This window comes from Flavobacterium sp. (assembly GCF_029945805.1).
GTDB lineage: Bacteria > Bacteroidota > Bacteroidia > Flavobacteriales > Flavobacteriaceae > Flavobacterium.
Genome location: NZ_JAQSDH010000045.1, coordinates 1 through 13986, shown reverse-complemented (window position 1 = coordinate 13986; position 13986 = coordinate 1). Strand labels below are relative to the sequence as shown.

Here is a 13986-nt window from a genome sequence, read left to right as displayed (position 1 = left end):
TATTGCAAAATACTATTTTTTTTTAAAAGCATCAAGTGTTATTTGATGGTCCACAGTTTATACTTAAAATTATTGTGTGGTTGATTATGTCAGTTTTGTTTTTATGGAATCTATAAAATGTTTTATTGTATATGGATTAGCTTTAAACTTTAATAATTGGTTTGTTTTTTAAACTTAAAAAATGAAAGAATCAGTTAAAATATTCCAATTTAAAACTTGTGTACTTAAAATCACTATGTTTTTTTTATTGAGATGCTTTTTCTTTACATAAATTTAACATTCGAAAGAAAACATGGTTTTTAAATACATATTTAACATTTTTAGCGTTATAGTTATAATAATTGCAGTGAAAACATTAAAAATAATAATATTCTCCTTCAATATTTACTAATAGTTTAAAATGTATATAATTATTGTATTACTCTATTTAAAGCTAAGTGTTATTAAAAGCAAAAAAAATTTTTTTATTTAAAGTAAAAAATTAAATTTGCTCCTGATCAAGTTTATAAACAACTATAACTTATAATTTATTAAAACTTTTAAAATTTAAAAAAATGGCAAACGTTAAAAAAGAAGGCGGTTCAAAAGGCGTAGGAATGATTTCAGGAATCATCATTGTAGCATGTATTTTTGTGGGATGGTTAATTTGGCAATTTATTATGGGGAATGGCGCTAACTTTGAAGGCGGTGTGAATACTGGACATCCAATTTCAGGAAATTATTTGGCAATGGTATATAAAGGTGGGCCAATTGTACCAGTTTTGTTAGGGTTATTGCTGATGGTAGTTGTATTTTCATTTGAGCGTTTTGCGGTTATTTCAAAAGCAGCTGGAAAAGGAAACTTAGATACTTTCATGAGAAAAATTACAGCTGATATCAAAGGTGGTAATATCGAAGAGGCTATTGTTGCTTGTGATAAACAAGAAGGTTCTGTTGCAAATGCAGTAAAATCAGCTTTAGTTAAATATCAGGATGTTAAAAAGGAAGGCTTCAATAGTGAAGAAGCAGCGGAAACCATTCATAAAGAAATTGAAGAAGCTACAGCTCTTGAAATGCCAATGTTAGAGAAAAACTTAACAATTCTTTCCACTTTAGTGTCTCTTGGTACACTTGCAGGTTTGTTAGGAACAGTAACAGGGATGATTAAAGCGTTTGGTGCATTAGCCTCTACAGGAACTCCAGATCAAGCTGCATTAGCAAATGGTATTTCGGAAGCTTTGATTAATACAGCTACAGGAATCTCTACCTCTGCTCTAGCAATTGTAACTTACAACTTCTTTACTTCTAAAATTGATACCTTGACGTATTCTATCGATGAAGCGGGTTCAACAATCGTGAATGCATACAGAAAATTCAGAGGAAGTTTAAAAAATTAATTCAATTAATTGATTCACTATTAATTGATAAAAAACAAATAAATAATGGGTAAAATAAAAATGTCCAAAAAGTCAACATCCATCGATATGACGGCAATGTGTGACGTGGCTTTCCTTTTGCTTACCTTCTTTATCTTAACGGCAACGGCAAAAATGCCCGAACCCCTTCCGGTCGATACACCTTCTTCAACAGTGCAAACAAAATTGCCTGAAACAGGATTGGTAACCATCACAGTAGGAAAAAAAGATGGAAAAGAGCAAGTTTTTATCGGAATGAAGGACAGAGTAATTCGTAAGGGTGCTCTTGATTATATGTCTCAGATGTATAAAGTTCCTTTTACCGATAAAGAAAAACAAGAATTTATGCTAATGGATGAATTTGGTGTGCCGATAGGAGAATTGAAGCGAATATTGGCTTTGAAAGGCGCTGACCGAGTTAAAGATGGAATGCAATCAGGAATTCCTGTTGATTCTATTGGAGACAATAACCAATTGAAAGATTGGATACAATACGCAAGAAAAGCAAATATTGATAACGGCGCTGATAAAGAGCTGCAGTTTGCAATCAAAGGCGATGCTAAAGAAGAATATCCCCAAATCAAAAGAGTTATGGATATTTTACAAGACCAAAAAATCAATAGCTTTAATTTAGTTACTGGTTTAAGAGGAAAAGATTATTAATTGTATAATAATAATATAAAATGGCTGAATTAAATACTGGGGACTCCGGTGGTAAAGGTGGCAAAGTAAGAAGTAAAAAATCCAATGCAAAGGTAGATTTAACTGCCATGGTGGATTTAGCTTTCTTATTAATTACGTTCTTTATGTTGACTACCTCATTATCAAAACCTCAATCCATGGATTTAGGATTGCCAGATAAAGAGGATGATAAGACTAAACAAAAACCTATGAAAACGGATCAAAGAAGAACTATGACCATTATCATGGGAAAGGATAACCAAATAAAATGGTATCACGGACTTCTTGAAGCACCTGAACCAAATGGGAAACCTACCGATGCGGTTTACGGCAAAAATGGGCTTCGTAAAGAAATCCTGAAAAGAGTAAAATCGGTTGAAGAATATTGTAAAACAAGACCAAATAACAAAAAAGGTGATGGGTTGATTGTTATTATCAAACCCTCTAAAAAATCTACCTATAGAAATTTAGTTGATGTTTTGGATGAAATGGCAATATCAAAAGTGCCAACGTATGCCATTGTAAATGACATTACTCCCGAAGAGCAAAAATTAATTGACGAAATGAACAAGTAATGTTCCAATGTTAATCAAAAATATACTAAAAAATGAAGTTAGACTTATTTAATAAACAGTGGATAGACATCGTTTTTGAAGGGCGTAATAAAGCCTATGGCGCTTATGAGTTACGTCAGGAAAATTCAAAAACCTCGGTTCGTGCACTTATCATTGGAGCATTAGTTTTTGGACTAGCAGTAAGCGCACCGCTTATTATTAGTTTGATTCCTGATATGTCAAAAGAAGAGGTAAACATGGATCAAAAGATTGTGACGGTAAAGTTACCACCAAAAGAGCTTCCCAAAGATCTTCCACCACCGCCACCTCCTCCTCCAAAAGTGGACCAGGTAAAATTTGTTAAGCCCGTAGTGGCAAAAACAGAGGAAATTGTTGAAGAGCCACCAAAAATCGTTGAAATAAAAGAAAAGAAAATTGGAGCTGAAACAATTAAAGGTGATCCCGACGCTCCCTTGTCCATTGAGCCTGTTGGGAAAGGTCCAAGTGAAGTTGTGGGAGAAGACAATACCATCTACAACACAGCGGGTATTGAGGTGAAACCAGATTTCCCAGGTGGAATGGCAAAGTTCTACAGTTACATTCAAAGAACATTTCAACCTGTAGAAGATGAGAATTTTCCTGGTGGTAGAGTATTCGTCAGTTTCGTTGTTGAAAAGGACGGTAGCCTTACAGATATCAAAATCATAAGAGACGCAGGTTACGGAACAGGAAAAGAAGCGGAACGAGTTTTGAGAAAATGTCCGAAATGGGTTCCTGGTGAGCAAAATGGTAAAAAGGTTAGAGTTTTATACTCTTTACCAATTGTTTTCCCAAAATCAGAATAGATGATTTCACCTTTCATAGAAAATTTTCAGAAGAAATCGCTTAAAGAGCGGTTTCTTCTCGTTATAGGGATCTTGTTTTTTTTGATTTATTTAACATTAGGCCTCATAATCATATTTTGGAAGTCCTTACCTTTAGCGTTAGAATATAAATATAGAATTGCTTTTGGAGTTTTGCTAATAGTTTATTCCTTTATACGGTTTTTGCGCTTCTTTAATAAAGAATAAAATTAGAAATGAATAAATTAACTAAAACGTTTATTGGCTTTATTTTGATTACTTTGATTTTTGTTTTTTCTTGTCAAAACAAAAATGAAATCATGGATACAATTATTGCAGGAAAAGCAACGGTTTATGTTGATGAATCTGTACTGCCAATAATCGAAGATCAAGAAGCTGTTTTCGAAACAGAATACACTGCAAAACTGCTTTTGGTTTCCAAATCAGAAAAAGAAATTGTCAATTCATTATTAAGTGATACCGCAAGAATTGCAATACTATCTAGACCATTAAGTGAAAAAGAGTTGGAAGTTTTTCAATCAAAAAAAATAAGGCCAAGAACTACTCCATTTGCAACAGATGCGGTTGCCTTTATAAAAAGAAAAACAGCAAAAGACACACTAATTGCATTGCAAGATGTAATTGATTTTTTAAAAGGAAAATCTATTCCAACTATCAAAGGCTTGGTTTTTGACAATCCCAATTCAAGTACGGTGAGATACATTAATGAAGTTTCTGGAGTACTAGTGACCAATCAAAAAAACGTTTTTTCATTAAAAACTAATGAAGAAGTTATCAAATATGTGGCAGAGCATGAGGGCATGATTGGTATTATTGGCATGAATTGGATTTTTCAGCCACCTTTAGATTTACAGCCTTTCGTAGACAAAGTCAATGTTTTAGCTGTAAAAGGTGTTGATCAACAACAGTATTTTTTTCCAACACAAGATAATCTTGCATTAGGAAAATATCCTTTGGCACGCGATTTGTATATTGTCAATTGTCAAGGATACTCCGGATTAGGAATGGGATTTGGTTCCTTCATTACAGGTGAACGAGGACAACGCATAGTACTAAAATCAGGATTGCTTCCCGTACGCACACCCGGAAGAAAAATAATAATACGAAATACAATTACTAAAGATAAAAATTAATTAGGATGATGAACAAGTTTAAAATACTCAGCTTAGCATTAGTTGCAACAACTATTGCCAATGCACAAGATTTAGAACCAGCGAAAAAGGCTATTGATGCTGAACAATTTGAGAAAGCAAAATCGCTATTAAAATCACTTATACAAGCAAAACCAACAAATGGTAAAGCGGCATTCCTTCTAGGTACAGTTTATCTAAAACAAAATATAGCCGATTCTGCTAAAATAGCTTTCCAAAAAGGATTGTCAGGTTCTGAGGGTGCAAGATTTAATACTATCGGACTTGCACAAATTGATTTGGATACCGACAATAAAGTTGCAGCTCAAGCCAAATTTGATATGGTAACTAAAGAACTTAAAAAGAAAGATATTGAAGAATATGTATATATAGCTCGTGCATATATGAATTCTGATAAGCCAGATTATAAAAGTGCCATAACCGTTTTGAATAAAGCTGCGACACTAAATCCAACGGATGCTCAAGTACAATTGGCTCTAGGGGATGCTTATTATGGTGACAAAAATCAAAACGATTCGTATGTTGCCTATAGAAACGCTTATCAGTCAGACAATACCCTAATTAGAGCCAAAATGCAGTTAGGTGTTTTATTAAAAGGAGCCAAGGCATACACGGAAGCGGTTAAAGCTTATAATGAAGTGATTGCAATCAATCCGAATTATGGTCCTGTTTATCGTGAGTTAGCTGAAACTCACTATTTATGGGGTAATAACGTGCCAAAATCCTACGAAGAGAATATTAAAAAAGCATTAGGTTTTTACGAAAAATATTTGACTCTAACCGATTACTCTATTACTTCACGTATGCGTCACGCTGACTTTTTAATCCTAGCTAAAGATTATAAGGCCTTAGAATTAGAAGCTAATACAATGAAAGAATTAGATGGAGTTAATCCAAGAATTCTACGTTATTTAGGTTATTCAGCATATGAGAACGGAAATGTTGATATCGCATTGAAATCATTGCAAGATTATACTGCAAACCCATCAAATAAGATTATTGCACGTGATTATTTATATTTAGGTCAAGCCAAAATCAAAAAAGGAGTAAGTGCTGATGGAAAATCAGTTGATCCAATTCAGTTAGAATCAGGAATTGCGGATTTGAAAAAAGGGATCGAAATGGAACCTTTAGCAGTAAATGAATTAAATGAAGTTGGTAAAAAATTGTACGAGATGAAATTGTTTGGAGCAGCTGCTGCTGTATTTGAAATCGCTACATCTAATCCAGAATCTAAAAATTATTTAATTGATAATTTTTATTTAGGAAATGCAATATACTACAACAGTACTTTTCAAGGCGCTAAAGTAGATAAAGTTCAACTTCAAAAAGGAGATATTGCCTACGGAAACGTAATTACTGCTTCTCCAGCAACTCAAGAAGCGTATATTTTCAGAGCTAGAATAAATAAGTTGATGGAAAATGATGAAATGATTGCTAAGTATTACCAACAGTATGTTGATGTTGTTTCAAAAAAATGGGAGAGTTCGTTGTTAGATGCAAATAAAGTATTAGATGATATTAAAGTTTTAGAGCTTTATAAGGGAACTTTGAAAGATGCCAATTTCGAAATATATAAAGCCGAATTAGATAAAGTTAAACCAAAATTAATTGAATCTTACAATAACATTGCTGCTGTTTATGCGAATACAAATAAAGCGAAAGCTATTGAATATTTCAATAAGACGTTGGCACTTGACCCAACAAATGAATATGCTCAAAGTTCTATTAAATCGTTAAAATAGATTTAAAATAAATATTCTTAAAACCGTTCCACAATGTTGGAGCGGTTTTTTTATTTAAAAAGGATTTTCCCAAGGATAAAATCCGAACAGTACGAAGCTAAATTAAGTATCTTTGCCTCCCGAAACTTCGGGATAAAATAAAAATAATGTTAACAAAACAAACACAATTAGCCGTTGAAAAAGGAGAAATGCTTCCGTTAATGGAAGAGTTTTATACGATTCAAGGCGAAGGATTTCATACAGGAACTGCTGCGTATTTCATTCGAATCGGAGGCTGTGATGTGGGTTGCCACTGGTGTGACGTGAAAGAAAGTTGGAATGCCGAATTGCATCCGCCAACAGCGATAGAAGATATTGTTGCCAATGCAAAGAAATATGCTGACACAGTTGTCGTAACAGGTGGTGAACCATTGACCTGGGACATGACTGCACTTACCCAGAAATTAAAAGAAAACAAATTAAAAGTTCATATCGAAACTTCGGGTGCTTATCCAGTTTCGGGAACATGGGATTGGTTCTGCCTTTCGCCAAAGAAAAATAAGTTGCCCGTTGCTGATGCCTATGCAATTGCCAATGAGTTGAAAGTTATCATTTATAACAAACACGATTTCATTTTTGCCGAAGAACAAGCTACAAAAGTCAACAAAAATGCGATTCTTTTTCTACAACCAGAATGGAGTAAAAAAGAAGAAATGACGCCATTAATTGTGGATTATGTAATGAATAATCCAAAGTGGAGAGTATCTCTACAAACCCATAAATACTTGAATATTCCTTAACTATTATGAAGCTAATTAAATTTTTGTTGATTGTATTATTGCCTGTTTTTGGATTTTCCCAAATACAAGGCGATGGAGAAGTCTATCTTACGGGTGAGTTAATTGATGCACAATTCAATGGCGGCGGAATTGATAAATTTAGTAAATATTTGAATGAACAATTTGATTATTCCAAAGTTACAAAATCCGGAAAATTAGAAGCAGCATTTACCATTGACGAAACGGGAAGCGTAACCAAAATACGAATTATTCAGGTTTTAGATATGGAATCGGCAACCGAATTTATTAGGGTTTTGAAACTGTGCCCCAAATGGAAACCGGCAATGCGCAATGGAAAACCAATCAGTATTGAGATAAAGTATCCGATGGTTTTCAGGGACAAACAAAATAATGAATCATTGATTGTGAGTCCAGCAGAAAATAAAGTTGGTGGAGAACCAATTTTTAATACGGCTAGCGTAGAGAAAAAGCCTGATTTTTCTGGTGGATTAAAAGCGTTTTACAACTATATAAGTCAAAATTTCAAAACTCCAGATGTTAAAGGTTTGTCTGGGAAGGTAGTTGTAACTTTTGTAATTGAGAAGGATGGAAGTGTTACTGATATTAAAGTACTTCGGGATATTGGTTATGGGACAAAAGAAGAAGCAATTAGAGTTTTGAAAAATTCTCCCAATTGGATACCTGGTGAACAAGATGGTAAAAAAGTCAGAGTATTATATGCTTTACCAATTGTTATAAAACCCAGTAAATAACAGATTTGTTAGTTATCATAAAACCCTAGCCCAGATAGGAACGGCATCCTTTTATAGTTGTCTGTTTTTTAAAACTGACAGCTATAAAAGATATAGTGGATAGCTGGAAATAGCTTATAAAAAAATATAAATGAATAGTTTTTATATATTTACAAAAAACTAGCACATGCGAAAAATTACTGCTTTATATTTTTTTCTTTTTACTTTGATGACTTTTGCGCAAAACTACAGCGGTCCAGAAAGCGCAGAATTTGATTATGCGAACAACCGTTGGTTAATTGCAAACACTACCTCTCATGAGGTTTTAGCTCGAAGTAGCGCTGGAGTTTTAACTGTTTTTGCCACTGGATTAGTTTCTGGACCTTATGGAATTGAAATTGTGGATGATATTTTATATTGCTGCAGTGGAGCGTCTGTTAAAGGATATTCGCTAACAACGGGCGCCAATGTGTTTAATTTGAATGTTGGTGCTTCTTTTTTGAATGGAATGACCCATGATAATTCTGGGAATCTTTATGCCACAGATTTCAGTGCCAAAAAAATAATTAAAATTAATATTGCCGCGCAAACTTTTTCAACGATTGCCACTTCCTTAGTACAATCACCAAACGGAATCGTTTTTGACCAAGCCAATAATCGCTGTGTTTTTGTGAATTGGGGTTCAAATGCACCAATAAAAGCCATTGATTTAACTACTAATATGGTTACCACCGTACTTTCTACTGCTAATGCTAATTGTGATGGAATAACTAGAGATGCTATTGGAAATTATTATGTATCGACTTGGGGCGGACAAAATGTTATAAAATATGATGCGGCGTTTGCAAATACTCCTGCGGTTGTAGCAGCAGGTTTGAGTAGTCCGGCCGATATTTTTTATAATACTGCAACGAATGTCCTTGCGATACCAAATTCTGGAAACAATACCGTAACTTATTTAGATTTAACTTTAGCTACTGCCGAATTTAATTGGTTGAAATCGGTATCGGTTTATCCAAATCCAGCCCAGGCAGAAGCTTTTGTAAAGTTTGAAATAGGTACACCGATGGCTATTTCGTATCAGATTTTAAGCACAGACGGAAAGATTGTTAACGCAAATAGTGTAGCCGAATATCAAACCAACGGAATTATTACAGTTGATACTTCAAAATTAAAGACGGGACTTTATTTTCTGAGATTTACGGCAAATGAAAATGCTAAAACGATTCCTTTATTGATTAGTAATTAATTAGAAAATACGCGCCAAATAATCAAAATGGTCGCCTTCCAGAATAAGTTCACATTGCAAATCATTAGCATGAGCCGCATTCTGTAAAGTGTTATAATCCATATAAAGCCAAGGGAAAGTGTCTTCGGTTTCATTTTTATAAGAAACGGTAAACGTCAATTCGCCATAATATCCGTCAGCCGGAACCAAATAACTTCCTTCTTCGTCTTGGTCGAACATGTAAATGATGTCTGAACTATCAATCAAAATTTGTCCATTTGGATTTAATACTGATTTTAGTTTTTGCAGATAACTTGAAGTTGCTGCTAAGGTGCCGAATATTCCGGTTCCATTCATAAGTAACAGAATTGTATCGAATTTTTCGTTTTTTAATTCCAAAATATTCTGAACTCTAGCATCTTTCAATCCGCGAAGACGACAAGCTTCAATAGCATTCGGCGAAATATCAATAGCAGTAACATCTAAACCTTTTTGCTGAAGATACAACCCATGACTTCCAGCGCCACAGCCTACATCAAGAATTTTTCCTTTGGCTAATTGCAACGCTTTCTGCTCCAGTTTTGGCATCTCATCGAAGCTTCGGAACAAATAGTCTACGCTCATTTCATCGGCTTCCGAAATATTGGTTTCAGTCACTAAATCTTCTGGCGAATTATTGGTCTGATAATCGAGGATGGCTTTTCCGAAAAGGTCTTTCATGCGAGTTTATTTGGTTATTCGTGTATTTGGTTATTGGTTTTGTGTAATTTTGCAGTTCATTATCAAATAACCAAATTGACAAATCCACAAATAAACCTATTACAAAAGTTAGCCAAAGATAAGCATATCGAAAACAAAAAGTATTTCGATAAGCTCAAAAAGAAAACGCCTAAAAATTTGGATTATGTGATGCAGGATTTGCACGATGCCGAATTCAAAAAAACCGATTGTCTCAATTGTGCCAACTGCTGTAAAACTACTGGACCGCTATTTACTTTGGCCGATATTGAGCGGATTTCAAAGCATATGAAACAAAAACCACAACAATTTATTGACCAATACCTGCGTGTTGATGAAGATCAAGATTATGTGTTGCAAAGTGTTCCGTGTACGTTTTTAGATAATGAAAATTATTGTATGATTTATGAAGTGCGTCCAAAAGCCTGTCGCGAATTTCCACACACCGACAGAAAGAAGTTTCAGCAAATATCCGATCTGACTTTGAAAAATGTCGCTATTTGCCCAGCAGCCTATAATATTGTGGAAGAAATGAAGAAAAGATTACCTTTATAAATATGAAAATATATAAATCAAAAATTGATTATTGGTTGGGGTTGCTTTTGTTATATCCAATTTACCTCAGTGTTGCCAGTCTTGTAAAAGGACAATGGATGTATGGTTTTGCTGGTATAGGATTTGTCGTCGGGGTAGTTTTATTTATTTCAAAAACAACTCGGTATATCATAAAGGGAAACCAATTGATTGTAAAATGTATGTGGATTGTAAACGAAACAATTGACATTTCAAAAATTAGAAAAATCGAAAAGACAAATTCTATCTTAAGTTCTCCGGCGCTTTCATTAGATAGAATTGCTATTTTTTATAATAAGTATGATGAAGTTTATATTTCACCCAAAGAACGAAAAGATTTTATAGAAGACTTGCTTAAACACAATCCGAGTATCGAAATGAAGATTTACTCGTAAATCAAATACTTTTTACGCATCATTTTGAAGTCAGCCAATCCTTTTTCCCATGACTTTCTTATTTCAGTTTCCGATGTTCCTGCTTCTATTTGCTGTTGTAGCTTCTTGGTTCCGGCCAATTTGGTAAAGAACGAAGTAAAAAATTTCATCTTATCCGACGTTTCAGTATAAGCTTTAATCAGCCATTTTATTTCCAATTGATTTACTTTCGGAGCTTTACTTAAGTCTTCGCCATAACAAAGTAAACCTTTGTTCATTGGGTCTTTGGAGCCAAAATTAGAAACGGGCGTAAAGCTGAAACCAACTTTTGGCATGAATGGTGAACCATAAATTTGGAATTGCTTTTCGGTGCCACGGCCCGAACTGACGTTCGTTCCTTCAAACAAACACAAACTCGCATATAGATTTATCGCTTGGTCATTCGGCAAATTTGGAGAAGGTTTTATTGGAAGGCTATAGTTCATTTCCCGTTTGTAATTTAAACATGGAATCACAGTCAGCTCGCATTGCATTCCATTTTTCAGCCATTTTTCACCATTAATCATTTTGCCATATTCGCTAATCGTCATTCCGTGTAAGGTCGGAATCGGGTGCATCCCAATAAAACTAGTAAATTCTTTTTCCAATATCGGTCCATCAACAATTCCGCCATTCGGATTCGGTCGGTCCAAAATAATGAGTTGAATATTGTTTTCGGCACAAGCTTCCATAATATAATGTAGCGAAGAAATATAAGTGTAGAATCGCGCACCAACATCTTGTAAGTCAAAAACTAAAACATCCAATCCGGCTAATTGATCCGCCTTTGGTTTTTTGTTATCGCCATAAAGTGAAATGATTGGCAAACCCGTTTTGGTATCTTTTCCATCCACAACATGTTCTCCAGCATCAGCAGTTCCACGGAAACCGTGCTCAGGAGCGAATATTTTTGTTAGGTTGATTTTTTTGGATAAAAGGAAATCAACAACACTAACATTGTTAAACATTCTTCTGTCTTGTTTTACACCATAACTAGTCACAACATTTTCCTCAGTCTCAATTTTAATAATTCCTGTCTGGTTCGTAACAATTCCAACTTTCTTGTCTTTTAATAATGGTAAATAGGCAATTGTGTTATCAGCGCCAGTTTGAATTCCTGAATTCTGCCTTCTGCTTTCTGCCGTCTCTTGTCCAATTGCTGCCTTCGGCTTTTCAGCTTTCGACGAATTAGTTTGACCTTTGCATGAAGTCACTATCATAAATAACAGCCCAATTTTAATAAAATAACGCATAAATAATTTTTTTAATCTGTCAAAATCTGTGTAATCTGTGGCGAAAACTTTCTTTACCTTTGCCGCAACTATAATTCCAAAATTTGAAATTAGAATATTTTATAGCAAAACGACTTATTACTGCTAAAGATCATAAAAGTAGTATTTCTGCGCCAATAATAAAAATTGCCATCACCGCCATTGCACTTGGAATGATTATGATGATTGTTTCCATTGCGACAGGAATTGGGTTGCAACAAAAAATCCGCCAGAAAGTTTCTGCTTTTAACGGACACATTATAATTTCAGGATATAACGACAACAATTCAGACGTCAGTACCAAACCTATTTCCATTAACCAAAATTTTTATCCAAAATTTAAAGAAGTTGAAGGAATAAGTCACATTCAAGCAGTTGCTAGTAAAGATGGATTAATAAGAACCGATACCGATTTCGAAGGAATCATCTTTAAAGGGGCCGGAAAAGATTTTGAAACCAAAAATCTCCAGGAATATCTTGTAGAAGGTAGAATGCCCAATTTCAAATCAAATCTTAACGAAGAAGTGCTAATCTCTCAGTATTTATGCAACCGATTGGCTTTAAAACTTGGTGACAAATTCGTAACCTACTTCATAAAGGAAAATAGCGAAGGCTATAACCTGCGTAATTTCAAGATTGTCGGAATCTACAATTCAGGTTTTCAAGAATTCGATGCCAATTTTGTAATCGGAGATATTCGCCACGTGCAACGCATCAATAAATGGAAGTCAGACCAAATAGGTTCTTTTGAAGTCTTTGTCGATGATTTCACCCAAATTGAAAGCAAAGGCAAGGAAGTCTATAAAGAAACATCGTCCACACTCGACTCTCAAACTATCGTCGACAAATTCTATTACATATTCGAATGGCTCAAACTTTTCGATTTTAATATCATTGTTATTTTAATAGTGATGATAGCGGTTTCAACAATCAATATGGTCGTAGCTTTATTGGTACTTATTCTCGAAAGAACTCAAATGATTGGAATATTAAAATCGCTAGGCGCCAACAACTGGTCCATTCGAAAAATATTTCTGTACAACGCTTCTTACCTGATCGCGCGAGGGTTACTCTGGGGAAATGGAATCGGAATTGGGTTATTACTCCTCCAGAAGTACTTTGGTATCATCAAACTTAATCCCGAAAGTTATTACGTAAACGAAGCCCCAGTTGACATCAATTTGTTCTACATTTTACTACTCAACATCGGAACCGTCGTGATCTGTCTAGTCGTTTTATTGATTCCTTCTTATATTATTACCAAAATTACACCATCTAAATCTATTCGTTTCGAATAATTAGGAGCACAACCATTTCCTTCTTTAACAACACTCGTCCCGCTCTCCGTTCTATCTTTTTCCTTAAAAGAGGAAAAAGGATGCCACTACTATCGGGGCTAAAGACCATTTTTGGCTTCGTCAGGACAAATAAATACCTAAATTTCATCTTCCTGTAATCCCGTAGGGATTCAATCTCGGTAGAAAAATGGGTGCATGTTACAAAACGTTCCGTGTAAAATCTATGTTATCAAGACATTAAAAAAAAGACAAAAAAACGTTGTTTTTTATTTGGATTGAAAGAATTAGTGTTCTTATATTTGCACCCCGCAAGAGAGGGAGTTCATTGACAAACCGGATAGAATAGCAAAAGAAATAACTTAAAAATATTTTCAAAAAAGCTTGCCGGTTAATAAATAATAATTACTTTTGCACCCCGCAATAAAGGGAGTTCATTGAGAGACTGAAACACAAGCCTAAGAAAATAAAATCAAAAATTATTTTAAAAAGCTTGCCAGTTAAAAATAAACGACTACTTTTGCACCCGCTAACCGAAAGAGCAGCGATTTAATCTGAACTAGTTTTAGG

Annotated in this window: 14 protein-coding genes; 12 read left to right on the top strand and 2 right to left on the bottom strand. The window is 34.5% G+C overall.

From position 1 onward, the window contains the following. Positions 1-554 precede the first annotated feature (554 nt). The 9 genes from PSU83_RS12500 (at position 555) to PSU83_RS12455 (ending at position 9147) form a co-directional block, all read left to right on the top strand. Complete coding sequence (locus PSU83_RS12500) at positions 555-1376, top strand: MotA/TolQ/ExbB proton channel family protein (protein ID WP_300589841.1); 822 nt, start codon at positions 555-557, stop codon at positions 1374-1376. Positions 1377-1421: 45 nt separating this feature from the next. Continuing rightward, positions 1422-2057 (top strand): biopolymer transporter ExbD, encoded by a 636-nt coding sequence (locus PSU83_RS12495; RefSeq protein ID WP_300589840.1) that lies wholly within the window; start codon positions 1422-1424, stop codon positions 2055-2057. 20 nt (positions 2058-2077) lie between these two features. Continuing rightward, positions 2078-2650, top strand: coding sequence for a biopolymer transporter ExbD (locus PSU83_RS12490; RefSeq protein ID WP_300589839.1), 573 nt, complete (start codon positions 2078-2080; stop codon positions 2648-2650). A gap of 32 nt (positions 2651-2682) precedes the next feature. Further along, entirely contained in the window at positions 2683-3474 is a 792-nt protein-coding gene (locus PSU83_RS12485) for an energy transducer TonB (protein WP_300589838.1), read from the top strand. A gap of 233 nt (positions 3475-3707) precedes the next feature. Beyond that, entirely contained in the window at positions 3708-4625 is a 918-nt protein-coding gene (locus PSU83_RS12475; protein ID WP_300589836.1) for a substrate-binding domain-containing protein, read from the top strand. A gap of 5 nt (positions 4626-4630) precedes the next feature. Then, entirely contained in the window at positions 4631-6388 is a 1758-nt protein-coding gene (locus tag PSU83_RS12470; protein ID WP_363319896.1) for a hypothetical protein, read from the top strand. A 146-nt stretch (positions 6389-6534) separates the two neighbouring features. Then, a complete protein-coding gene (locus PSU83_RS12465) occupies positions 6535-7167 on the top strand; it encodes a 7-carboxy-7-deazaguanine synthase QueE (RefSeq protein WP_300589834.1) in 633 nt (210 codons plus the stop codon). 5 nt (positions 7168-7172) lie between these two features. Then, on the top strand, positions 7173-7919 hold the full coding sequence (locus tag PSU83_RS12460) for an energy transducer TonB (RefSeq protein ID WP_300589833.1): 747 nt from the start codon (positions 7173-7175) through the stop codon (positions 7917-7919). A 166-nt stretch (positions 7920-8085) separates the two neighbouring features. Continuing rightward, on the top strand, positions 8086-9147 hold the full coding sequence (locus PSU83_RS12455; RefSeq protein WP_300589832.1) for a T9SS type A sorting domain-containing protein: 1062 nt from the start codon (positions 8086-8088) through the stop codon (positions 9145-9147). On the opposite strand, the gene PSU83_RS12450 is transcribed toward PSU83_RS12455, so the two are convergent. Further along, a complete protein-coding gene (locus PSU83_RS12450) occupies positions 9148-9846 on the bottom strand; it encodes a class I SAM-dependent methyltransferase (protein WP_300589831.1) in 699 nt (232 codons plus the stop codon). A gap of 75 nt (positions 9847-9921) precedes the next feature. Between PSU83_RS12450 and PSU83_RS12445 the strand changes: the two genes are divergently transcribed. Further along, positions 9922-10419 (top strand): YkgJ family cysteine cluster protein, encoded by a 498-nt coding sequence (locus tag PSU83_RS12445; protein WP_300589829.1) that lies wholly within the window; start codon positions 9922-9924, stop codon positions 10417-10419. A gap of 2 nt (positions 10420-10421) precedes the next feature. After that, on the top strand, positions 10422-10832 hold the full coding sequence (locus PSU83_RS12440; protein ID WP_300589828.1) for a PH domain-containing protein: 411 nt from the start codon (positions 10422-10424) through the stop codon (positions 10830-10832). Here the strand turns inward: PSU83_RS12440 and PSU83_RS12435 are convergent. After that, the gene (locus PSU83_RS12435; protein WP_300589827.1) at positions 10823-12103 is read right to left on the bottom strand and encodes a DUF1343 domain-containing protein; all 1281 of its coding nucleotides are present in this window, start codon (positions 12101-12103) and stop codon (positions 10823-10825) included. The two genes, PSU83_RS12440 and PSU83_RS12435, sit on opposite strands and share 10 nt — an antisense overlap. A gap of 83 nt (positions 12104-12186) precedes the next feature. Here PSU83_RS12435 and PSU83_RS12430 point away from each other — a divergent pair, with 83 nt between their 5' ends. Continuing rightward, positions 12187-13419, top strand: a complete 1233-nt coding sequence (locus PSU83_RS12430) for an FtsX-like permease family protein (RefSeq protein WP_300589825.1) — start codon at positions 12187-12189, stop codon at positions 13417-13419. Positions 13420-13986: the final 567 nt, after the last annotated feature.